22 protein-coding genes are annotated in these 20,991 nt (G+C 66.1%); 8 read left to right on the forward strand and 14 right to left on the reverse strand.

The features are described from left to right. Window positions 1-14: 14 nt before the first annotated feature. From fmt to def, 4 genes are all read right to left on the reverse strand, one after another. Complete coding sequence (gene fmt, locus L338_RS04220) at window positions 15-953, reverse strand: methionyl-tRNA formyltransferase (RefSeq protein ID WP_027068266.1); 939 nt, start codon at window positions 951-953, stop codon at window positions 15-17. A 117-nt stretch (window positions 954-1,070) separates the two neighbouring features. Beyond that, window positions 1,071-1,355 (reverse strand): hypothetical protein, encoded by a 285-nt coding sequence (locus L338_RS04225; RefSeq protein ID WP_152485807.1) that lies wholly within the window; start codon window positions 1,353-1,355, stop codon window positions 1,071-1,073. 131 nt (window positions 1,356-1,486) lie between these two features. Beyond that, the gene (locus L338_RS04230; protein ID WP_081639466.1) at window positions 1,487-2,086 is read right to left on the reverse strand and encodes a hypothetical protein; all 600 of its coding nucleotides are present in this window, start codon (window positions 2,084-2,086) and stop codon (window positions 1,487-1,489) included. Further along, window positions 2,086-2,646 (reverse strand): peptide deformylase, encoded by a 561-nt coding sequence (gene def / locus L338_RS04235; protein ID WP_022697123.1) that lies wholly within the window; start codon window positions 2,644-2,646, stop codon window positions 2,086-2,088. Before def ends, L338_RS04230 begins: the two co-directional genes overlap by 1 nt. Window positions 2,647-2,781: 135 nt before the next feature. Between def and L338_RS04240 the strand changes: the two genes are divergently transcribed. Beyond that, on the forward strand, window positions 2,782-3,540 hold the full coding sequence (locus L338_RS04240) for a Bax inhibitor-1/YccA family protein (RefSeq protein ID WP_022697124.1): 759 nt from the start codon (window positions 2,782-2,784) through the stop codon (window positions 3,538-3,540). A gap of 74 nt (window positions 3,541-3,614) precedes the next feature. Here the strand turns inward: L338_RS04240 and L338_RS04245 are convergent, their stop codons facing one another. Further along, entirely contained in the window at window positions 3,615-4,316 is a 702-nt protein-coding gene (locus L338_RS04245) for a 2OG-Fe(II) oxygenase (RefSeq protein WP_241762227.1), read from the reverse strand. Window positions 4,317-4,452: 136 nt separating this feature from the next. Here L338_RS04245 and L338_RS04250 point away from each other — a divergent pair, with 136 nt between their 5' ends. From L338_RS04250 to L338_RS04270, 5 genes are all read left to right on the forward strand, one after another. Next, window positions 4,453-5,202: a pseudouridine synthase gene (locus tag L338_RS04250; protein ID WP_033310466.1), complete on the forward strand. Its 750-nt coding sequence runs from the start codon at window positions 4,453-4,455 to the stop codon at window positions 5,200-5,202. Window positions 5,203-5,277: 75 nt separating this feature from the next. Next, window positions 5,278-6,090 (forward strand): DUF1206 domain-containing protein, encoded by an 813-nt coding sequence (locus L338_RS04255; RefSeq protein ID WP_022697126.1) that lies wholly within the window; start codon window positions 5,278-5,280, stop codon window positions 6,088-6,090. A gap of 15 nt (window positions 6,091-6,105) precedes the next feature. Beyond that, window positions 6,106-6,678 (forward strand): 16S rRNA (guanine(966)-N(2))-methyltransferase RsmD, encoded by a 573-nt coding sequence (gene rsmD / locus L338_RS04260; protein WP_022697127.1) that lies wholly within the window; start codon window positions 6,106-6,108, stop codon window positions 6,676-6,678. A 3-nt stretch (window positions 6,679-6,681) separates the two neighbouring features. Beyond that, window positions 6,682-7,272 (forward strand): NADPH-dependent FMN reductase, encoded by a 591-nt coding sequence (locus tag L338_RS04265; RefSeq protein WP_022697128.1) that lies wholly within the window; start codon window positions 6,682-6,684, stop codon window positions 7,270-7,272. 34 nt (window positions 7,273-7,306) lie between these two features. Continuing rightward, the gene (locus L338_RS04270) at window positions 7,307-8,584 is read left to right on the forward strand and encodes a cation:proton antiporter (protein ID WP_022697129.1); all 1,278 of its coding nucleotides are present in this window, start codon (window positions 7,307-7,309) and stop codon (window positions 8,582-8,584) included. Here L338_RS04270 and mutL read toward each other — a convergent pair. The 4 genes from mutL to ileS all read right to left on the reverse strand — a co-directional run bounded on the left by mutL (window position 8,581) and on the right by ileS (window position 14,542). Then, complete coding sequence (gene mutL, locus L338_RS04275; protein ID WP_022697130.1) at window positions 8,581-10,452, reverse strand: DNA mismatch repair endonuclease MutL; 1,872 nt, start codon at window positions 10,450-10,452, stop codon at window positions 8,581-8,583. The genes L338_RS04270 and mutL overlap by 4 nt on opposite strands. Window positions 10,453-10,535: 83 nt before the next feature. Further along, entirely contained in the window at window positions 10,536-11,060 is a 525-nt protein-coding gene (locus L338_RS04280) for a DUF3035 domain-containing protein (RefSeq protein ID WP_022697131.1), read from the reverse strand. Between the two features lie 70 nt (window positions 11,061-11,130). Further along, window positions 11,131-11,619, reverse strand: coding sequence for a signal peptidase II (gene lspA, locus L338_RS04285; RefSeq protein WP_051122699.1), 489 nt, complete (start codon window positions 11,617-11,619; stop codon window positions 11,131-11,133). Further along, window positions 11,612-14,542 (reverse strand): isoleucine--tRNA ligase, encoded by a 2,931-nt coding sequence (ileS, locus tag L338_RS04290; protein ID WP_022697133.1) that lies wholly within the window; start codon window positions 14,540-14,542, stop codon window positions 11,612-11,614. The genes lspA and ileS overlap by 8 nt, the downstream gene beginning before the upstream one ends. Before the next feature lie 200 nt (window positions 14,543-14,742). On the opposite strand from ileS, the gene L338_RS04295 reads away from it, so the two are divergent. After that, entirely contained in the window at window positions 14,743-15,018 is a 276-nt protein-coding gene (locus L338_RS04295; protein ID WP_022697134.1) for a hypothetical protein, read from the forward strand. Here the strand turns inward: L338_RS04295 and L338_RS04300 are convergent. From L338_RS04300 to L338_RS04320, 5 genes are all read right to left on the reverse strand, one after another. Then, entirely contained in the window at window positions 15,015-15,947 is a 933-nt protein-coding gene (locus tag L338_RS04300) for a bifunctional riboflavin kinase/FAD synthetase (RefSeq protein WP_022697135.1), read from the reverse strand. The two genes, L338_RS04295 and L338_RS04300, sit on opposite strands and share 4 nt — an antisense overlap. A gap of 13 nt (window positions 15,948-15,960) precedes the next feature. Next, complete coding sequence (locus L338_RS04305) at window positions 15,961-16,392, reverse strand: MaoC family dehydratase (RefSeq protein WP_022697136.1); 432 nt, start codon at window positions 16,390-16,392, stop codon at window positions 15,961-15,963. Window positions 16,393-16,505: 113 nt separating this feature from the next. Continuing rightward, window positions 16,506-17,369 carry a TIGR01459 family HAD-type hydrolase gene (locus L338_RS04310; RefSeq protein WP_022697137.1) on the reverse strand — a complete coding sequence of 288 codons (864 nt, stop codon included), beginning with the start codon at window positions 17,367-17,369 and terminating at the stop codon, window positions 16,506-16,508. Between the two features lie 39 nt (window positions 17,370-17,408). Further along, window positions 17,409-17,999, reverse strand: coding sequence for a uracil-DNA glycosylase family protein (locus tag L338_RS04315; RefSeq protein ID WP_022697138.1), 591 nt, complete (start codon window positions 17,997-17,999; stop codon window positions 17,409-17,411). 49 nt (window positions 18,000-18,048) lie between these two features. Beyond that, the gene (locus L338_RS04320; protein WP_022697139.1) at window positions 18,049-19,281 is read right to left on the reverse strand and encodes an EAL domain-containing protein; all 1,233 of its coding nucleotides are present in this window, start codon (window positions 19,279-19,281) and stop codon (window positions 18,049-18,051) included. A gap of 152 nt (window positions 19,282-19,433) precedes the next feature. Here L338_RS04320 and L338_RS04325 point away from each other — a divergent pair, with 152 nt between their 5' ends. Next, complete coding sequence (locus L338_RS04325; protein WP_022697140.1) at window positions 19,434-20,222, forward strand: SDR family NAD(P)-dependent oxidoreductase; 789 nt, start codon at window positions 19,434-19,436, stop codon at window positions 20,220-20,222. Window positions 20,223-20,991 lie beyond the last annotated feature (769 nt).

A 20,991-nucleotide genomic window follows, 5' to 3' on the forward strand; every position in this document is an offset into this window, starting at 1 on the left:
CATGTCGTTCCCGCTTACAGGAGGCGTTCGCCCTTGCCCGTCTGGGCGCCGCGCAGGAAATCCTCCGCGTCCATCACGGGCCGCCCCTCGCGCTGCAGACGGGTCAGGCGCACCGCGCCCTCGCCCGTGCCGACCAGCAGCGCCGCATCCAGGACCTCGCCCGGCGCGCCGCTTTCCTCCGGCTCGTATTTCGATTGCAGCGCCTTGACCCGCGCCTTGCCCTTCGGCGTCTCGATTTCGAACCAGGCGCCGGGGAAGGGGGAGAGGCCGCGGATCAGTCGGTCGATTTCCTCGCCCGGCCGCGTCCAGTCTATGCGCGCCTCGGCTTTCTCGATCTTTCTGGCATAGGTCACGCCGTCTTCGCCCTGCGGCGTGGCGGTCAGGCCGCCGCGCTCCAGCGCCGCCAGCGCGCGCGGCCACATATGGCTGCCCGTCTCCATCAGGCGGTCATGCAGGCTGCCCGCCGTCTCGAACGGATAGATGCGCGCAGTTTCCGACAGCAGGATGTCGCCGGTGTCCAGTCCTTCCGCCATCTGCATGATCTGCACGCCGGTCATCGCATCGCCCGCCATGATGGCGCGCTGGATCGGCGCCGCCCCGCGCCAGCGCGGCAGCAGCGAGGCGTGCAGGTTCAGGCAGCCGAACTCCGGCGCCTCCAGAATGGCGGGGGGCAGAATCTGGCCATAAGCGACCACACAGGCCGCATCCAGCTCCAGCGCCGCAAAGCGGGCCTGCTCTTCTTCGCTTTTCAGGCTGTCCGGCGTGCGCACCTCGATGCCGAACCCCTCGGCCAGTTCGTGCACCGGGGATTTCGTCATCTCGCGGCCGCGCCTTCCGGCGGGGCGGGGCGGCTGCGTATAAACGCAGGCCACGTCATGGCCCGCAGTGATGATCTCGGTGAGGGAGGGCGCGGCGAAGTCCGGCGTTCCCATGAAGGCGAGGCGTAGCGTCATGGCCGCTGTGATATAGCCTCGCCGCGCGCATTCAAGCCGCCCGACATGATAATGGAGCGGGCCATCTTCCATGACCCGCTCCATGATTTAAGCGTCAGACGCGGTAAAGCGGCGCGCCTAGAAGGTGGGCGTCATGCCTGTAGGTTCGGCGGCGGTCCGGTTGGACTGGCCGCGCACACGATCCATCAAGGCTTCATTGTCGTCCCGCTGCTCTTTCATTTCCGCCTTGGTCATGCAGACCTCCTCGGAAAAACGGCTGCCCACGGTCTGGACGCGCTCGCAGATCAGCTGATCGTCCCCGGCGACCTTGGTTTCGCCGGAAGCCGCCATTTCATTCTGTGCGGCGCAGGCGCTAACGGCCAGCGCGGCGCCCGCCGCGGCGATGACGAGTTTCATATTCATGGTTTGCCCCTTTTCCCCTGCCGGGCCGGTGCGGCCCTTGATCAAGTCCCTTGCATAATAACCCCGACGCCCCTCTGCGGCCAGAGCGCGCCAAGCTTTGTAATAAAATAACAGGCGTAAGGGTTCGGGGTCTAGTCCTCCGCGCCCCAGGGCGGGGGCGGGGCCGTGACCGGCCGGGTCAGGTCAAACTCGGCCCGGAAGAAGCGGCCCGGGCGAGAGAGTTCGTAAACAAACGCGTCGCCGGGATCGATTTCCAGCGCCCAGGTGTTCTGGGTGGAAACCGCCAGGCCTTCGCGCTGGAACAGCGTCTTGCTTTCGTCGTCGGCGGGAAATTCGACGCGTTCAGCCGTCGCGTCCGCGCTGTCGCCGCCATACATCGTCACCGCGTCCGGCGCGCCGTCTTCATGGCGGTGATCGTGTTTCAGGCGCAGCCCGTCTTCCGTGCGGGTGATCACCCAGGTGCGCGAACGATCCTCGCCAACATGCAGCGGTATGCGGATTTCGTCCGCCGTACAGCCGCGCACATGCATGACCAGACGGTTTTCCTCGAACGGGTCGGTTCCGGCTTCAGGTTCCGGCCGGTTATCGGTGGCCTCGCCCTCATAGGCATTGCCGCAAAGTTCGGAGAGGGCGGCAAAGAAGGCGTCATCCGCCTGCCGGTCCGCCGTATCCTCGGACGCGCCGCAGGCCGTAAGGGCCAGCAGCGCCGGAACGGCCAGCGCGCGGCGGATCACAGCGCCGCGGCGTGATCGGCGGGCGCCTCGTCGGCTTTCAGCTTCTCCAGCTTCTTCACCTTCTGGATATAGCGCTGACGCTTCAGGCGGGAGAGATGATCGATGAACAGGACGCCGTTCAGATGGTCCATCTCGTGCTGGATACAGACCGCGTACAGGCCGCTCGCATCCTCGACCACTTCCTTACCGTCATAGTCCAGATAGCGAATCTTCGCCTCTGTCGGGCGCTCCACATCGTCATAGATGTCGGGCACGGACAGGCAGCCCTCCTGATAGGGGGCCTTGGTCTCGTTCGTTTCCAGAATTTCCGGGTTCACGAAATAGCGCGGCTGCGGCTCTTCGCCTTCTCCGGCAAGGTCCATCACGATAATGCGCTGGGGCACGCCGACCTGGATCGCGGCCAGGCCGATGCCCGGCGCGTCGTACATGGTCTCCAGCATGTCATCCATCAGCGCGCGCAATTCGTCCGTCACCCCGCCCTCGACCGGGTCGGAGACTTTCTTCAGGACCGCCAGATCGGCCGGGTCCGCGACAGTGAGAATTCGCCGTATCGCCATGATTTGAGGAGGTAAGCGCGCTGTGCCTCATGGTCAAGAAGGCTGGCGGTATCCCTTGCGTAACGGGCGCGCTGCGCCAATATTCTACCGGGAATAGGGGTCTGCTATGAAAGCAGAAAGGAAAGTCTGACCAAAATGAACCAGTTCAACCGATCCTATGCGCCGCGCGGCGCCGCGGCAGGCTCGATGGATATGTCCGTCGACGCCGGTCTGCGCGCTTTCATGCTGGGCGTTTACAACAAGCTGGCGCTGGGCCTTGCGCTGTCGGCGCTTCTGGCCGCGGCCACGGTGTATTTTGCGCCGCTGCGCGATGCGCTCTACGTCATCTCGCCGTCCGGCCAGTTCCAGGGCATGACCCTGCTGGGCACGATCATCCAGTGGTCGCCGCTGGTGATGATCTTCATCGCCATGTTCGCGATGCGTAATCCCTCGCCGCGTCAGGCGGGCGCGCTCTACTGGGCGTTCGTTTCCACGATCGGCCTTGGCCTCGGCGTCTGGGCGTTCATCTATACCGGCGAATCGCTGGCCACGACCTTCTTCGTGACCGCGGCGGCCTTCGGCGGCCTGTCGCTGTTCGGCTACACGACCAAGCGCGACCTGTCGGGCATGGGCAGCTTCCTGATCATGGGCGTGATCGGCCTGGTGCTGGCCATGATCGTGAACATGTTCCTGCAGTCGCCGGCCCTGATGTTCGCCATCTCGGCCATCGGCGTGCTGATCTTCTCCGGTCTCATCGCCTATGACACGCAGCGCCTGAAGCACACCTATTACGCGCTGGGCGGCGATCAGGCCGCGATGAACGTGGCGACGTCCTTTGGCGCGCTGTCGCTGTTCATCAACTTCATCAACCTGTTCCAGTTCCTGCTCATGTTCATGGGCGGCAGCCGCGAATAGGCCTGTCTGAAGTCTGATAATTTCAGGAAACGCCCCGGCCTTCGCGCCGGGGCGTTTTGTTTGCGGTCTTTGTTTCAGGCCGCGTCGTGGAAGATCACCCCCAGCGCGTGACGTTGCCCGCTGCGCAGGCGGCTGACCCCGTGCCGCAAGTTCAGGCGGTAGATCCCGCGCTTTCCTTCCGCCGGCCGGTAATGCACGGCGAACACCACGCCGTCGCCCTGCCGCAACGGGGCCACCTCGGCCCGTGATTGCGCGCGGGGCCGTTGTTCGGTCATCACGAATTCGCCGCCGGTGAATTCCTCGCCGGGCCGGGACAGCAGCACCGCCGCTTGCAGGGGAAAGACCTGTTCGCCGTACAGATCCTGATGCAGCCGGTTATAATCGCCCGGCCCATAGCGCAGCATCAGCGGCGTCGGGCGCGTCTGGCCGGCCTCATGGCAACGGTCCAGATAGGCGGCGTGATCGTCAGGATAGGACGCATCCTGCCCCAGCGCCGCGCTCCAGCGATTGGCGATGGCCGCAAGCGGGGGGTAGAGCGCGGAGCGCAGCTGCGCGACCGGATCCGGCAGCGGATAGGCGAAATACTGATACTCGCCCTGCCCGAACCCGTGCCGCGCCATCACCACGCGGCTGCGGAACAGGTCCGCCTCATCATATAATCCGCGCAGCGACCGGCATTCCTCTTCGCTCAGAAGGCCGGGCATGACGGCGCATCCGAAGGCATCCAGCGCGCCTTCGATCTCTCCCCAGTCCTGTCTGCCAATCCGTCTGGCCATTTGCGTCATTGCTTTTCCCTTGCGCCGCTAGATCTCTGTCGTCAGGGGACCATGACGCGTCCCGCCGGCGGGCGCATTCCGATCCTTGCGGCGCCTGCGGGATGGACCGGCGCGGCAGGAGTGATACATCCACGCCATGACAGACACCGAAAAACCCGCCGGCGACCGCATCGCCAAGGTCATTGCCCGCGCGGGCATCGCCTCGCGCCGCGATTCAGAAAAGCTGATTACCGAAGGCCGCGTGACGGTGAACGGCAAGACCATCAAAAGTCCCGCCCTCAATGTCACCGAAGATGACGAGATCGCGGTCGATGGCGAGCTTCTGAAGCGGGACATCCCGCCGCGCCTGTGGCGTTATCACAAGCCGGAAGGCCTGCTGACCACCCACAAGGATCCGGAAGGGCGCAAGACCGTTTTCGACTCCCTGCCCGCGGGTCTGCCGCGCGTCATCTCGGTCGGGCGTCTGGACATGAATTCCGAAGGCCTGATGCTGCTGACCAATGACGGCGATCTGGCGCGCCTGCTGGAGCACCCCTCCACGGGCTGGACCCGCCGCTATCGCGCCCGCGCTTTCGGCCGGGTCACGCAGGCCCGCCTGGACAGCCTCAAGAAAGGCGTCGAGGTCGATGGCGTGAAATACGGCCCCGTCGAGGCGAAGATCGAGCGCGAGACCGCCTCGCATCTCTGGATCACCGTGGCGATCAAGGAGGGCAAGAATCGCGAGGTCCGCAAGGTTCTGGACTCCGTCGGGCTGAAGGTGAACCGTCTGATCCGCACCGCCTATGGCCCGTTCCAGCTGGGCAGTCTGGGCGCGCGGGAGGTCGATGAAGTCGCCCGCCGCGTCCTGAAGGACCAGCTGCCCCGCGAATTCCGGCGGAAACTTTAAGGCCGCGCGGAACTTCGCGGCCCCGGCCGGGGTTGTCAGTGATCGCCGCCGCGATCCGGAAAGCCCGCCCGCAAGATGTCACGCACCCAGATCTATCGCCGCGCCGCGCAGGTCGGCCTGTTCGCCCGCGCCGTGGTCTACACGCTGCTGGCCGTGCTGGCGCTGGATGCGGTGTTCGGCGTTGGCGGATCCGGCAATCCTGACCCGACTACGGCTTTCCGCACGCTGGAAAAGGCGCCCGCCGGCCAGATGGCGCTCGCCGTGCTGGGCGCCGGCCTGATCACCTACGCCCTCTGGCGCCTGATACAGGCTTTCATGGATGCGGAGGATGAAGGCCGGGACGCTACTGGCCTGATCTCCCGCCTTGGCATGCTGACCAGCGGGGTCAGCCATTTCCTGCTGGGCGTGTCCGCCTTCGCGATTCTCGCCACCGCCGGGGCTGGCGACAGTCCGGGCGGGGGCGATACGCAGGCCGCGGCCCGCTTTCTTCTGCAACAGCCTCTGGGCCGGTTTGCGCTGGCCCTGGCCGGACTGGCGCTGGCCGGCTCCGGCGCGGCGCAGATCTGGCGCGCCTGGACCCTGCAATATGAGGAGGCGATGCGCGCCGCGCCCACGGTGCGGCGGCTTCGCCCCGTCACCCGGTTCGGCGTTGGCGGACGCGGCCTGATCTTCATCCTGATCGGCGGCTTCATCGTGCTGGCCGCTTTGGAGGCCGACGCCAGCGAAGCGAAAGGCCTCGCCGGGACGCTCGGCTGGTTGCGCCAGCAGCCCTATGGCGAGGCGTTCTATATTCTGGCCGGGCTCGCCCTGCTGGGCTATGCGGTCTATTCGGTGGTGGAGGCGCTCTATCGCCGCATCACGCCGCCGGATTCCGTCACCAAGAGCTGAGCAGACGAAGACCTTATGAGAATCGTATCGGGCCGCTTCAAGGGACAGCCCATCGCCGCGCCGAAGGGCCGCGACACCCGCCCCACCTCCGACAAGGCCCGCGAGTCGCTGTTCAACATTCTCGCCCATGCCGGCTGGGCGCCGGATCTGGACGGCGCGCGCGTGATCGACCTGTTCGCCGGCACCGGCGCGCTGGGGTTCGAGGCGATCTCCCGCGGCGCGGCTTTCGCCCTGTTCGTGGAGACCGACTCCGCGGCCCGCGGCGCCATACGGGAGACGATCGACACGCTCTCCCTGTTCGGCATTACCCGGTTGCACCGGCGCAGCGCCACCGATCTCGGGCCCAAGCCCGCCGGTCTCGGCTCCCCCTTCAATCTCGCCTTCCTCGATCCCCCCTATGGCCAGGGGCTGGTGGAGGCGACGCTTCCCGGTCTGCTCTCGGGCGGCTGGCTGAGCAGCGACGCCCTGATCATTGCCGAGGTCGGCAAGCGGGAAGACGTGGACGCGCCGGGCGTGGAAATTATCGATGAACGTAGCTACGGCGCGGCGAAGCTCTATTTCATGAAGGCCGCACAACAGGAGGACTGACGCATGGCGCTCAATATTCCCGTTTTCTATGGCTCCTACCGCCGCGACCGGAAGGGCATCCGCCTCGCCCGCTATATCGTCTCCCGGCTGGAAGCGCGCGGCGACCGGCCGGAGCTGATCGACGCGATAGATGTCGGCCTGCCCATCCTCGACCGCATGTACAAGGAATATGACGAGGGCGAAGCGCCGGAGGCGATGGAGCGCGTCGCGGAGTCCTTACGCAACGCCGACGCCTTCATCATCGTCTCGGGCGAATATAATCAGGGCGTCCAGCCGGGCCTGAAAAACCTCATGGATCATTTTCTCGAGGAATATTTCTGGCGCCCCTCCGGCATCGCCACCTATTCGATGGGCCGCTTCGCGGGCGTGCGCGCCATGATGAACTGGCGGACCAGCCTCGCCGAAATGGGCATGCCGTCCGTCTCGCAGGTTTTCTCCGTCGGCCAGATCCACAAAACCCTGTCGGAAGACGGCGAACCCACCGATCAGGCGCATGACGGGTTCGAAAAAAGCTTCACCCGCTTCGCCGACGACCTTGCCTGGTGGGCCGAAGCCGCAAAGGCCCAGCGCGCGAAGAAGGATCCGCCCTACTAGGCGCGCGCCCGCCTGACGGGCTAGATTCCGCCGCGTGGAAACCCTCGCCTTCGCCCTTCTGGCCGCCGCTATCCTTCTCTATGGCGGTTTCTCGCGCGTGCTTCAGAACCGCAGCGTGACCGCCCCGATGGCGTTCGCCGCCCTGGGCCTGCTCATGAGCGACGCGGTCTTCGGAACGCTGGACGCCAGCGTGCCAGAGCGCGTGATCGAGCTTGTCACCGAACTCACCCTCGTCCTTGTCCTGTTCGCGGACGCCGCCCGCGTGCGCGTCTCCGCCCTGATGCGGGAAGGCTCGATCCCGGCCCGCATGCTGCTGATTGGCCTGCCGCTGGCGGTGGCGCTCGGCGGGCTCGCCGCTCATGCGCTGTTCCCCCAGCTCGGCTGGGCGGAGGCGATGCTGCTGGGCGCGGTTCTGGCGCCGACTGACGCCGCGCTGGGTCAGGCGGTCATCACCGATGACGCGGTCCCGGCGCAGGTGCGCCAGACGGTCAATGTCGAAAGCGGCCTGAATGACGGGCTGGCCCTGCCCATGGTGTTCATCCTGCTGGCCTTGGTGGCGCCGGACGAGGCCTCGCGCGGCGCATGGGGCTGGGCCGGGTTTGCGGGCCAGCAGATCGTGTTCGGCGCCGCGGCCGGGCTGCTGGCCGGCGGGCTGGGCGGCAAATGGGTGGAGGTCGCGGTGGCGCGCGGCTGGATGACCGAGGGGTTCGAAAAGCTCAGCGCCGTCGGCCTCGCCCTGATCGCTTTCGCGGCCGCCGAACTGATTGGCGGCAACAGCTTTATCGCCGCCTTCGCGGCCGGTCTTGCGCTGGGCGCGTTCGCCGGGCGCGTCTGTGAGGCCGTGGCCGATTTCGGCGAGACGGAGGGTCAGCTTCTCAGCCTCATCACCTTCGCCATTTTCGGCTTTGCCCTGCTGCCCGGCGCGCTGGCCGCGCTGGACTGGCGCATCGCCGTCTTCGCCGCGCTCAGCCTTATCGCCATCCGTCCGCTCGCCATCTGGCTCAGCCTCGCGGGCGTGCGGCTGCACCTTTCCACCAAGCTGTTTCTCGGATGGTTCGGCCCGCGAGGCCTGGCCAGCATCGTCTTCGCGGTCATCGTCGCGGGCCGGACGGACTTCGCCGCGCAGGACCTGATCCTGAACGTCGCCGCCATCACGGTCGCCCTCAGCATCCTCGCCCACGGCCTCAGCGCCCGCCCGCTCGCCCGCCTCTATGTCGGCCGCATCTCCGGCCTGAAGGCTGACTCGCCCGAAATGCGGGAGTTCGAGGAAATCGAGCCCAGCCCCGCGCGCTTCCGCATGGACAAGGGCTAGCGCCGGCCGAACAGCCGCTCGATGTCCTTGAGTTTCAGTTCCACGTAAGTTGGCCGGCCGTGATTGCACTGGCCGGAATGGGGGGTGGCTTCCATCTCGCGGAGGAGGGCGTTCATCTCCGGTCCGTTCAGCCGCCGCCCGGCGCGCACCGAGCCGTGGCAGGCCATCGTACCGCACACCTCGCCCAGCTTCTCTTTCAGCGACAGCGCCTCGTCATAATCGGCGATCTCGTCGGCCAGATCGCGCAGCATTCCGCCCGCATCCAGCTTGCCCAGCAGCGCGGGCACTTCCCGCACCGCCACCGCGCCCTCGCCAAACGGCTCAATCACCAGCCCCAACTCGGCCAGCTCATGGCTGCGCTCCAGAAGCCGCCGCGCATCGTCCGGCTCAAGGTCGACGATTTCGGGGATCAACAGCGATTGCCGCTCCACGCCCTTGGCGTCCAGCGCCACCTTCATCCGCTCATAGACCAGCCGCTCATGCGCGGCGTGCTGGTCCACGATCACGATGCCGTCTTCGGTCTGGGCGACGATATAGGTCTCGTGCAGCTGCCCCCGCGCCGCGCCCAGCGGGCGCGCCGTCAGCGGGACTTCTTCCTCGGCGCGGTATTCGCCCTCAGGCGGCGCTTCACCGTCGCCGCGCGGCCGCCAGTCCTCTTCCGGCGCCTCCACCCGCGCCGAATATCCATCCACCAGCGCCTGATCGTAATCGGGCCGCGGCTCGGGCCGCCATGCCGGGGCCGCGCTTCCCGCGCCGCCGCCGCGATACGGCGCGGAGGGGTAGGGGCGGGCCCCTTCCGGTTGCGCCGCGCCCAGTGCGAAGCCCGACACGGTGGTGGAGGCGCGATGCCCCGCCCCGGCCAGCGCATGACGCAGGGCGGAGATCAGCAGCCCGCGCACATTCCCGGAATCGCGGAACCGCACTTCTGCCTTGGCCGGATGCACGTTCACGTCCACGCGCTGCGGCTCCACGTTCAGGAACAGCGCCACGACGGGGTGACGGTCGCGCGCCAGGAAATCCTGATAGGCCGCGCGCACCACGCCGTTCAGCATCCGGTCCTTCACCGGCCGCCCGTTCACGAACAGATATTGATGTCGGGACGAACCGCGGCTGAAGGTCGGCACGGCGGCGAACCCGGTCACCCGCGCGCCCTCCCGCTCGGCGTCGATCTCCAGCGTATTGTCCCCGAACTCCCGGCCCAGGATCGCGGCCAGCCGCGCCTTGCGTCCGGCCTCGTCGTCGCTTTTCTCCGGGTTGAGGGAGAGGGTGGAGCGGCCATTGACGTTCAGGGTGAAGCCCGCATCGGCCCGCGTCATGGCCAGCTGCCGCACAACGTCAGTCACCGCCATCGTCTCGGAGCGTTCGGTCTTGAGAAATTTCAGGCGCGCGGGCGTGGCGTAGAACAGGTCCCGCACCTCCACGCGCGTTCCCGAATGACCCAGCGTCGAGGCCGGTTTCACCGGCCGCATCTCCCCGCCGTCAATCTCCAGCCGCCACGCCTCGCCCAGATCGGCGGATTGCGAGGTGATCGCCAGCCGCGCGATGGAGCCGATGGAGGGCAGGGCCTCGCCCCGGAACCCCAGCGAGCCTATGGCCAGAAGGTCATAGCGCCCTTCCTCGTCGGGCGAGAGTTTGGAGGTCGCATGGCGCTCCAGCGCCAGCGGCAGCTCCTCGGCGCTCATCCCGCGCCCGTCATCATTGACCTGTATCAGGCGCGTTCCGCCGCCCTCGATCCGCACCTCGATACGGCGCGCACCGGCGTCCAGCGCGTTCTCGACCAGCTCTTTCACCACGCTGGCGGGGCGTTCAATAACCTCGCCCGCCGCGATGCGGTTGACGGTTTCAAGGGGGAGACGGCGAATCGTCATAAGGGCGGAAGCGTCGATCCGCGCCGCGATTCGATCAAGGGCGGCGCGCCGCGCCGCCCACAGAAATTGTTGTCAGATGAACCCTAGAGGCCCGGCAGTTTGGAAACCACGCCGCGCCGGCGCTCGATTTCGACCTCGCCGCCGCCTGTCGCCTCGGTGATTTTCTCAAGGCGTTCGGCTTCTTCCTCGGAATCCAGCGCGGTCGTGTCGCCGCTCGCGCCATTGCCGCGCCAGAACAGGATGCGGTCGGCAAAGCTGCGCTGCTTGTAGGTGATGCCGGAAACCTCGCGGTCCAGCTCGACCCGCACGGAGTTGTCGGTCGAAAGCCCGCCCGCCTGCGCCACCAGCGCCTGCTCGGCGTCGGAGGCGTCGGCCACGCTCTGCGCGCCCAGCAGCGCGGTTTGCGCCTGCTGGTTGGTCGCCTGTTCGCGCGTTTCGCCCGGACGCGGCGGCTGCAGATTATATTCCGGCGGCACCACCAGCGGCGGCTTGGTGACCACTGCGAACTCGTCGGGCTTGGCCTTGCCGCCGCCGACGGCCCGGGACAGGCTCGAACAGCCCGGCAGCGCCAGGGCGAGGGCGGGAAGGAGAAGCAGGAAGCGTTTCATATCAGCGGCCTTGCAGAATTAAGTCGTCCGGTGTTCTAGCCGAGATCGGCGGGTGCGGCCAAGAGAGGTTTCAGGCCTTCTTTTCCGTCTCGTCATTATTGAGCACGAAATCCAGCAGAAGAAAGGCGACGCCGATAGAGATCGCGGCGTCCGCCACATTGAAGACGTAAGGAAAGTAAAGGTCGGAAAAGTCAAAGAAATCGATCACGTAGCCGCGCGTCACGCGGTCGATCAGGTTTCCGATCGCCCCGCCGATCACCAGCCCCAGCCCCAGCGCCAGCGTCCGCCGCTCCGTCTGGCGCAGCCACCAGGCCAGCATGGCGGCGACGCCCAGCGCGAACGCGGACAACAGCCAGCGGCCAATCCCGTCGGCCTGGAACATGCCAAAGCTCACGCCCCGGTTCTCCACCATGGTCAGGCTGAAAAACGGCAGCACCTCGATTGTGCGGCGGATGGGAAGCTGGATGCCATACAGGATCCACATCTTCACGATCTGGTCGGCGATAATGATGGCCGCGGCGATAAGCCCGCCCAGCATCGGGGGCTTGATCCTATCCATGGGCCGCGTCCCATTCCCGCACCGCCTCGGCGTCGCGCGGCGTGATGTCCGGATAGTCCGGCTCCGCGGTGGAGGGGTCGAAATATTTCCATGACCGCTGGCATTTCACGCCCTCGGCCTTGCCCGGAACCACGGCGATGTCCGCCGTTTCTTCCGGGTCGCGCCACGCCTCTTCTGGCGCGGCCTTTTCGCTCAGCTTCGCCTGAGAGGTGATGAACAGATCGGCCAGGAAGGCGTCCGCGCCCGCCTCGCCGCGCTGGCGCTCGATGGCGTCCAGATAGGCCTTGTCGGCGATATGCACGGTCGGCGCGGCTTCCAGCGATGCGCCGATGCGCTTCTCGCGCCGCTCCACCTCCAGCGCCCCGGTCACCACGCGCCGCATCCGGCGCAACAGCTTCCAGTCTTCGGCCAGCGCCTCATCGCGCCAGCCGTCCGGAGTCTCGGGGAACAGGCGCAGATGCACGCTGTCGTCCTCGCTCGGGAAGCGGGACAGCCAGACTTCCTCCATCGTGAACGGCATCAGCGGCGCCAGCCACGCGCTCAGCCGGTCGAACACCGCGTCCATCACCGTGCGGCAGGCGCGGCGGCGGACCGAATCCAGCGGATCGCAATAAAGCGCGTCCTTGCGGACATCCAGATAGAAGGCCGAAAGGTCGATGGTGCAGAAATTGAACAGGGCGGAGAAGGCGCGCTTGTAGTCATAGGCCGCATAGGCCTCGCGCACCGTCTCATCCAGCTCCGAAAGACGGTGCAGGACCCAGCGGTCCAGCGCCGGCATTTCGTCCCGCGCCACGCGCTCGGACTGCTCGAACCCGTCCAGACCGCCGATCAGATAGCGCAGCGTATTGCGCAGCTTGCGGTAGGAATCGGCCGCGGACTGGATGATCTCCGGCCCGATGCGCAGATCGTCGGTAAAGTCGGAGAAGGCGACCCAGACGCGCAGGATTTCCGCGCCATACTGTTTCGCCACTTCTTCCGGCGCGATCACATTGCCCAGCGACTTGGACATCTTGCGGCCTTCGCCGTCCATCACGAAGCCATGCGTCAGCACGGCGTCATAGGGCGCGCGGCCGCGCGTGCCGGACGATTCCAGAAGCGAGGACTGGAACCAGCCGCGATGCTGGTCGGAGCCTTCCAGATACAGGTCCGCCGGCCATTTCAGGCCCCACGGCTTCAGCACGAAAGCGTGGGTGGATCCGGAATCGAACCATACGTCCAGGATGTCGGTGACCTTCTCCCACTCGGTGGCGTTATAGGCGTCGCCCAGGAACTCCGCCGGGGAGGTGTCGAACCAGGCGTCTGCGCCGCCCGCGCGCACCGCGTCCAGGATGCGTTCATTGACGTCAGGATCGCGCAGATACTGGCCATTATCCTTGTGCACGAACAGGGTCAGCGGCACGCCCCACGCCCGCTGGCGGGAGATCAGCCAGTCGGGCCGGTCCTCGACCATCGCGGTGATGCGGTTCTCGGCCTGTTTCGGCGTCCATTTCGTGGCGCCGATCGCCTCCAGCGCCGTCTCGCGCAGGCCATGCTCGTCATCCAGCGCGATGAACCATTGCTCGGTATTGCGGAACAGCACCGGCGCCTTGGAGCGCCAGGAATGGGGATAGGAATGCTCCATCCGTCCGCGCGCCAGCAGGCGGCCCGCCTCGATCAGCGCCTTGATGATATTGTCGTTGGCGCGGCCGAACTGGCCGGTCTTCTTGCCCTCGGTGCGGATGATCTCGTCGCCGCCGAACAGCGGCACGCTGTCATAGAACCGCCCGTCCGGGCCGACCGTCTGCGGGATCTCGTGATGGCCGTGGGCGCGCCAGACGGCGTAGTCTTCCTGACCATGTCCCGGCGCGGTGTGCACGAAACCCGTGCCCGCATCGTCGGTGACATGATCGCCTTCCAGCAGCGGCACGGCGTAATTCCAGTGTCCGTGCGCCTCGTCCGGCTGATAATCGCGGAACGGATGCGCGCATTCCAGGCCGGACGGGTCGACGTCCTGAATACGCGTGGACCCGGTGATCTTCGCCGCCGCGGCGACCTCGTCCCACAGCTTGTCGGCGACCAGCAGGCGGTCGCCCGGCGCCGCCCAGGGCTGGAAATCCGAATCGTCGACCGCCGTGACCTCGTAGAGACCATAGGCGATGTCGTCGGCATAGGAGATCGCCTTGTTCGCCGGGATCGTCCAGGGCGTCGTCGTCCAGATGATGATGTCCGCGTCGACCACCGCTTCGGGGCCGTTCACGACCGGGAATTTCACCCAGATGGTGGGCGAGACATGGTCGCGATATTCGACCTCCGCCTCGGCCAGCGCGGTCTGCTCCACCGGCGACCACATCACCGGCTTGGAGCCGCGATACAGCATGCCCGACGTCGCGAATTTCAGGAATTCCTCGACGATCACGGCCTCGGCCTCGAAGGCCATCGTGGTGTAGGGGCGGTCCCATTCGCCGTTTACGCCCAGCCGCTTGAACTCCTCGCGCTGCACGTCCAGCCACTTGTCGGCGAAGGCGCGGCACTCGGCGCGGAATTCATTGATCGGGATATCGTTCTTGTTCTGGCCCTTGGCGCGGTAGGCTTCCTCGACCTTCCACTCGATCGGCAGGCCGTGGCAGTCCCAGCCCGGCACGTAGGGCGCGTCATAGCCCGCCATCTGGCGCGAGCGGACGACAAAATCCTTCAGGATCTTGTTCATCGCCGTGCCGATATGGATATGGCCGTTGGCGTAGGGCGGGCCGTCATGCAGCACGAATTGCGGCCGTCCCTTCGATTCCTCGCGCTGGCGCTCGTACAGCTTGATGTCGTCCCAGCGCTGCAGCCACTCGGGCTCCTTCTTGGGCAGCCCGGCGCGCATGGGAAAATCGGTCTTGGGCAGGAACAGGGTGTCGCGGTAGTCCCGCGCGCCCTCTTTGTTTTCAGGCGTGTCGCTCATAGCGGTCTTAATAACGTCTCAGATTGTCAGGCAAAGCGTATAAGGCGTCCCGGCGCCGCGAAAGAGTCAGCGGGCCGGGCGGGTAATTCGGATGCAGTCCGGAATGAGGCGATACGCAGTCATCGTGGAAGGGCATTACCAAGCCGCCGGGAATCCGGCAAGCTGACAGGCCTTCAAACGGCTGACAGGGGCGCCGCGCCATGGCTGACAAGAAAGTCGAGATCACCGACCAGCTCACCCGCCTCAATCTGCAAGTGGTCGCGATGGAGCATATCCTGATGCGCCTGGTGGTGATGTCCGCGCCCAGGGATCACGAGGAATGGATGGAGCGTCTGGCCCAGGTCACGCGCCGCGACGTCGCCATGTGGTACGCCCCCAACCTCACCGACGAACAGAACGAGGCCGCCCGCGACATCGTCGCCGAGCATGTCGACCGCCTGATGCACAGCGTCATCGACATGACGACCAGGCACTAGGCGTTCAGCAACGCCCGCGCCTTCTCTCCGTCGCGCTCCATTTCCGCGACCAGCGCGTCCACCGAGTCGAACTTCTCCTGCCCGCGGATGAAGCCGGCGAAGGCCGTCTCCACGCGCTTGCCGTAGAGGTCGCCCGAGAAATCGAACAGGTGAACCTCGAACCGTTCGTCCTTGCCTTCCACGGTCGGACGCAGGCCGAGGCTCGCCACGCCCGGCCGCCACGCCTCCTGGTCCTCGATGCGGCAGCGCACGGCATAGACGCCGTGCAGCGGGCGCAGATAGTCGCCCATCTCTATATTCGCGGTTGGCCAGCCCAGCTCCCGGCCCAGCCTGTCGCCGCCGATCACCTCGCCGTCGATCCGCCAGTCATGGCCCAAGATTTCGGTTGCCAGCGCCACGTCGCCGTCCTTGAGCGCGTCCCGCACGCGGGTGGAGGAGGCCACGCCCCCGCCGGCCTCCACCGGTGCCACCGCCGCCACCTCGAACCCGTATTTCTCCCCGAACGCTTCCAGCGCCGCCACGTCGCCCGCGCGGTCCTTGCCGAAGCGGAAATCCTCGCCCACCGCCACGCGCACCGCGCCCAGTCCTTCGCTCAGAATGTCCCGCGCGAAGGCTTCCGGCGCGGTCTCCCGCAAATCCTCGTCGAAGGGCAGGGCGAACAGATGGTCCGCGCCCGCCGCGTCCAGCAATTCCGCGCGCATGGCGTTGCTGGACAGGCGGAAGGGCGGGGAATCCGGCGCGAAGAAGCGGCGCGGATGCGGATCGAACACGGCGGCGGCCAGCGGCGCGCCCTCCTTGGCCGCGGCGGCCAGCACCGCGCGGTGGCCCTTATGGACGCCGTCGAAATTGCCCAGCGCCACGGCGCATCCGCGCGCCGCATCGGGCAGGCCCGTCCAGCCCCGGTGAACCTGTATCGCGGCGGCGTTCAACGGCGGGTCCGCTCTAGCCTTCGCGGCGCGGCACGACCACGTGCGCGATGCCGGAGACCGCCGGCTTGCCATTGGCCAGGCATTTCACCTTCATGGTCACGCGCCGCGTCTTCTCGTTGATCTCGGCAACCTCGGCCACCGCCTTCACGTCGGAGCCGACAGGCACCGGCCGGCGGAAGCGCAGCTCCATCCCCGTGAAGATCGCCCCCGGCCCGGGCAGGATATTGCCCAGAACGGCGGAGATATAGGAGGCCGTCAGCGCCCCGTGCGCGATGCGCGTGCCGTAAACGGTGGTTTTGGCGTATTCCTCGTCGACATGGACCGGGTTGCGGTCGCCGGTCAGCTCGGCGAAGGCGTTCACGGCCTTCTCGTCGACCAGCGCGTCCCACTCGGCCGTCTGGCCGACTTCCAGGTCTTCCAGATATTTGTACTCGGGCTGCTCCAAGGCGCGTCCCCCTCTTAAAGCATCGGCGTTATGACTCGCCAGCTTTTCAAATTGCTGCGGCTGGGGCGGTGTTTTAACGCAGCCCGCGCGCGGCGCAATGAAGCGGCGCCGCCCTACCAGGCCAGCGCCGCCGCCGCATAGCGCGCGGTCAGCCCGCGCTCTTTCAGTTTGCGGTCCAGCGCCTCGATATCCACGCCCGCCGCGCTGCTGACTTCCGCGCCGTGGATTCCGCCGCCGATGAACAGCGCGTCGACGCCCTGCGCGTTCGCCCCGGCGATGTCGTTGCCCAGGCTGTCGCCGATGGCCAGGATCCGCTCGCGCGGCACGGCGCGCCCCGCCGCTTTGTTCAGCCGCTCGAAGGTCAGGCGATAGATCGCCTCATGCGGCTTGCCGGCCAGAACCACTTCGCCGCCCAGTTTTTCATAGAGCTGCGCCAGCGCCCCCGCGCACCAGATCGTGGCATCCCCCCGCTGCACCACGATGTCCGGATTGGCGCACACCATGGGCAGGCCCCGCTCCGCCGCGCGGCCCAGCAGTTCGCGGTAATCCTCCGGCCCCTCGGTCGCATCGTCCACCAGCCCGGTGCAGGAGATGAACGCCGCCTCATCGATCCCGGCGAAGTCCAGCCCGGTCCCGTCATAGATCGGCTCGTCCCGCGCCGGGCCCAGCTTGTAGGCCGGCCCGGGCGCGCGATGTTTCAGCTCGTCCTGCGTGGCGTCGCCGGAGGTCACGATCAGGTCGCTGATATCGCGCGGCGCGCCCAGCTGCGCGAACTGCGCCGGAATTTCCGAAGACGGGCGCGGAGAGTTGGAGATCAGCGCCACCGGCCCCCGCGTTTCCTGAAACCGGCGGATCGCCTCGATCGCCTCGTCAAACACGTCGCGGCCATTATGGATCACGCCCCAGATGTCGCACATCAGGGCGTCGTAATCGCCCGCAACGTCTCGAAGCCGGGGCAGGGGTCGGGGAAGGCTCATGGGGGCGGAGGTAGCGGGGGGGCGCCCCGGGATCAATCGCTAAGCCGTCATTTCTCTTTCGAGCTCACTCCAGGCTTCGTCCATTCGCACGCGCGATATGCGCGCTGCCGGGTGCGGAAGATGGAATATCCGGCAACCGGCGCCTCGCAAACGGACCTCGAAAGGTATGAGAGCGGCTGTGGATGCCCGACCGAGCGTGAGGAGGAATCGGGGTGCTACGGCTTCAACTTCATGAATCGTGAATTCTTGCGCGGCGTACAAATAATAGCTTTTCGGAATAGGCGCGCTGATGTTTCCCGCCTTGATGAATGGAAATACGTTCGTTCCATAAACATCTTGCAGAGCGCGGTTCAGCTTCCGCCGCAGCAGGTTTTTCAAGACGATATTGGTGCGAAGGTTCGGATCATGCCCATGCGTCTGGATGAGGGGATTGAACGCTCCGGACAGTTTGTCATGCGAGGCCCAGTCTTGCAGCACCAGCATTAGGTCGGACCGGATATTGCCGGCTGTCTTGGAATAGGGCGAGACAAGGCCGCGGAAGTCGTAGCCGTAATCCTCCGGCTGCCGGAACTCGACGGTTTCGCCTTTGAACTGATACGTCCAGCGGGTTTCCAGTCTTTTCCGTGCCAACCGGTTCAGAATATCTTTGGTTCGCTGGCTAGAGTCTCGCACTGATGCCCTAATGCATCGCCGCCGCGCGGGGAATATCGGCATGGGTCGGCGTGGCGATGGGGGCATGGGTCTCGGTCAGCGCGTCCTCGCGGATCGGGCGCGGCTCGCCGAACAGATGCCCCTGGCCGAACGCGGCGTCGAGGTCGAGGATTTCCACGACCGTGGCCTCGGTCTCGATCTTCTCGGCAATCAGCTCGATGCCGAAGCGCGCCAAATGGCCGACATAATCTTCCGGCGACACGTCCATCATCTCCGCTCCGCCCAGCAGGCGCTCGACCAGAATTTCGCCCGGCACCTTGAAGAATTTCACGCCCGCCCGCCGCATGTCGGCAAAGTCGGCGGACAGGTCCGTGGCGTGGTCGATGGAGAAGCGGAACCCGAAATCGGCCAGCCGCGCCATGTTGCGCGCCGCTTCCGGGCTGCGCCGCAGGAAGGAATCCTGCCCGATTTCGAAGATCAGGGAGCTGGAGAGATCGGAATTCTGCCGCATGAAATCCATGAATTGCGGAAAGAAATCCGGGTCCTCCAGCGATTCGGGGGACAGGTTGCAGAACACCCCCGTCTGGCGGTCCTTGGCCGAAAGCCGCCGCACGATCTGCACGCAGCGGAACAGCAGCAGATTGTCGATGGCCGTCATCAGGCCCGCATCCATGGCGACCTTCAGGAACTCGCCGGGCATCACCACCCGGCCCGATGCATCGCGCAGCCGCGTATAGCTCTCATAGAAGGAAACCCGGCGCTGCGGCAGCGAGACGATGGGCTGCAGATACAGATCCACCCGGTTCTCCTGCAGCGCCTCGCGCACCACGGACAGCATATCCTCATTCGGCGCCCCGCCGCTCGCCGGGCGCCGCGCGGCCCCGCCCGCGGGCATCCGCTCGCCCATGCGCTCGATCAGCGTCTCGATCACCTTCATCTCGCTGACCAGCGCGCGCTCGCGCTCCTCGCCGCGCACCGCGAAGTCCTCGGTAATTTCCTTCAGGCGCGCCGCGGTTTCCGTCGCCGCCTTCTCCAGCCGCGTCTGCTCCTTGCGCAGTTTGGCGATATCCTTGCGCACGTCATGGCGGAAACTGTTGCTGGACCCGGCCAGATGTAGCTGCAGGCACAACAATATGCCCGCCGCCGCCACGATCATCGTGCCCACCGGCGGCACGCCGAAAATCCGCATCAGGGCCAGCGCGCCCACGCAGCACGCCATCGAATAGGTCAGGGTCAGCAGAATATCGATCAGGCGCGGCATCGGCGGATTCCGTGTGATGAACAGGACTCTGCCACGCTTGTCCCATGCCCTGCTTTATAGAGCGTTAACCATATTCTCTTGTCAGCGCCCCCATGCGGTTTAGGGTGCGGCGCAACACGAACAGCCAATCAAGAAAAATGGGGAGGCCGCCCTTGTCCGCGTCCAGTCTTTTCGATCTTTCCGGCAAAGTCGCCGTCGTCACCGGCTCTTCCCGCGGCATTGGCCGCGCCATCGTTGAACAGATGGCCGCCGCCGGCGCCAATGTCGTCGTCTCCTCCCGCAAGGCGCCCGCCTGTCAGGAAGTGGTCGACGCCATCAATGAGAAAGAGGGCCGCGAAGCCGCCATCGCCATCCCGGCCAATATTTCGGACAAGGACGCCCTCCAGCGCCTGGTGGACGAGACCCGCGCCAAGTGGGGCAAGATCGACATTCTGGTCTGCAACGCCGCCTCCAACCCGCATTTCGGCTCGATGCTGGAAATCGACGACGAGGCCTTCGACAAGGTCCTCTCCAACAACATCAAGTCCAATCACTGGCTCAGCCAGATGGTGCTCCCCGAAATGGCGGAGCGGGGCGAGGGCGCCATCGTCATCATTTCCTCGATCACCGGCGTGCAGGGCTCCTCGGTCATCGGCACCTATGGCATCTCCAAGGCCGCCGACATGCAGCTCGCCCGCAATATCGCCTCCGAATTCGGCCCCAAGGGCGTACGCGCCAACGCCATCGCGCCGGGCCTCATCAAGACCGATTTCGCGCGCGCCCTCTGGGAAAATCCCGACATCCTCAAACAGGTCACCTCCAAGGCCCCGCTGAAGCGCATCGGCATGCCGGACGAGATCGCCGGCGCCGCCGTCTTCCTCGCCTCCCCCGCCGGCGCCTTCATGACCGGCCAGACCCTGGTCATCGACGGCGGCGTCGACATCGCAGAGAGCGGGTTCTAGGGGAAAGTTCCGCGAATTTCCGGAGGAAATAGCGTCTTCTCAAACCCTGCCTTCGAGACGCCCTGACGGGCTCCTCAGGCTTGGGCGCGAAAGCGGAAACCGTTGCCGTTCAACCCTGTCCATCACCCCCTTCCCTCAGGAGCCGCGCGACGCGCGGCGTCTCGAAGAGCGTCTGAAAACGGGGACAAACCACAAAATATCAGACCGGGTCCGCGCCGCCCCCATAATCCTCCCTGTTCGCCGTCATGAGGGGCCTTGCTAGCTGGTCATCAAGGGACGGTCGGATGCGGCGCCGGAGCCGGGCGGATTTGACCTTCCGCATATCGTCTCCGGCCTGTCGCCGGGAACTGCGGAGGAAAACGGCCGCAAACCCACCCGGTCAGGCAGGTCAAACGCCGCCCGGCGCGTGTTCGTGAGGTCGCGAACAAACAAAACACTACCCATAGGCCTGCGTCTTGCGACACGCGCCGTCCCCTTACCCTCCGGCTCGCCCGGAGGATCACCCGCCCCTCCGATGGCCATGCCATGCGGAGCTTTCCGCGCATCAGCTCCACTAGGAGTCCCCGGAATTGGCGCAGCCAATATCCGGGGTCCAGAGACGACGGAGACTGGATCCCGGATATCCGCTAACGCGGATTCCGGGAGCTATTTGAAAAAGAAAAGTCCCCTCGCCCCCGCGAGGGGGAGAGGGTTTTGAGCGCCCAATCTCTGATTGGCTGCGCGAAAGGGTGAGGGGGCGGCTCTCAGAACAAAGCGCCTGCCTCCAACG

The sequence above is a fragment of the Euryhalocaulis caribicus genome (assembly GCF_000412185.1).
GTDB lineage: Bacteria > Pseudomonadota > Alphaproteobacteria > Caulobacterales > Maricaulaceae > Euryhalocaulis > Euryhalocaulis caribicus.

Excerpts from the sequence above, each read along its gene's own strand:
- L338_RS04255 (WP_022697126.1), top strand. The coding sequence starts at position 5,278 with ATGTCACGCACCCAGATCTATCGCCGCGCCGCGCAGGTCGGCCTGTTC.
- L338_RS04245 (WP_241762227.1), bottom strand. The coding sequence starts at position 4,316 with ATGGCCAGACGGATTGGCAGACAGGACTGGGGAGAGATCGAAGGCGCG.
- def (WP_022697123.1), bottom strand. The coding sequence starts at position 2,646 with ATGGCGATACGGCGAATTCTCACTGTCGCGGACCCGGCCGATCTGGCG.
- fmt (WP_027068266.1), bottom strand. The coding sequence starts at position 953 with ATGACGCTACGCCTCGCCTTCATGGGAACGCCGGACTTCGCCGCGCCC.
- L338_RS04250 (WP_033310466.1), top strand. The coding sequence starts at position 4,453 with ATGACAGACACCGAAAAACCCGCCGGCGACCGCATCGCCAAGGTCATT.
- L338_RS04265 (WP_022697128.1), top strand. The coding sequence starts at position 6,682 with ATGGCGCTCAATATTCCCGTTTTCTATGGCTCCTACCGCCGCGACCGG.
- L338_RS04240 (WP_022697124.1), top strand. The coding sequence starts at position 2,782 with ATGAACCAGTTCAACCGATCCTATGCGCCGCGCGGCGCCGCGGCAGGC.
- L338_RS04280 (WP_022697131.1), bottom strand. The coding sequence starts at position 11,060 with ATGAAACGCTTCCTGCTTCTCCTTCCCGCCCTCGCCCTGGCGCTGCCG.
- L338_RS04310 (WP_022697137.1), bottom strand. The coding sequence starts at position 17,369 with ATGAGCCTTCCCCGACCCCTGCCCCGGCTTCGAGACGTTGCGGGCGAT.
- ileS (WP_022697133.1), bottom strand. The coding sequence starts at position 14,542 with ATGAGCGACACGCCTGAAAACAAAGAGGGCGCGCGGGACTACCGCGAC.
- mutL (WP_022697130.1), bottom strand. The coding sequence starts at position 10,452 with ATGACGATTCGCCGTCTCCCCCTTGAAACCGTCAACCGCATCGCGGCG.
- rsmD (WP_022697127.1), top strand. The coding sequence starts at position 6,106 with ATGAGAATCGTATCGGGCCGCTTCAAGGGACAGCCCATCGCCGCGCCG.
- L338_RS04320 (WP_022697139.1), bottom strand. The coding sequence starts at position 19,281 with ATGCCGCGCCTGATCGATATTCTGCTGACCCTGACCTATTCGATGGCG.
- lspA (WP_051122699.1), bottom strand. The coding sequence starts at position 11,619 with ATGGATAGGATCAAGCCCCCGATGCTGGGCGGGCTTATCGCCGCGGCC.
- L338_RS04225 (WP_152485807.1), bottom strand. The coding sequence starts at position 1,355 with ATGAATATGAAACTCGTCATCGCCGCGGCGGGCGCCGCGCTGGCCGTT.
- L338_RS04295 (WP_022697134.1), top strand. The coding sequence starts at position 14,743 with ATGGCTGACAAGAAAGTCGAGATCACCGACCAGCTCACCCGCCTCAAT.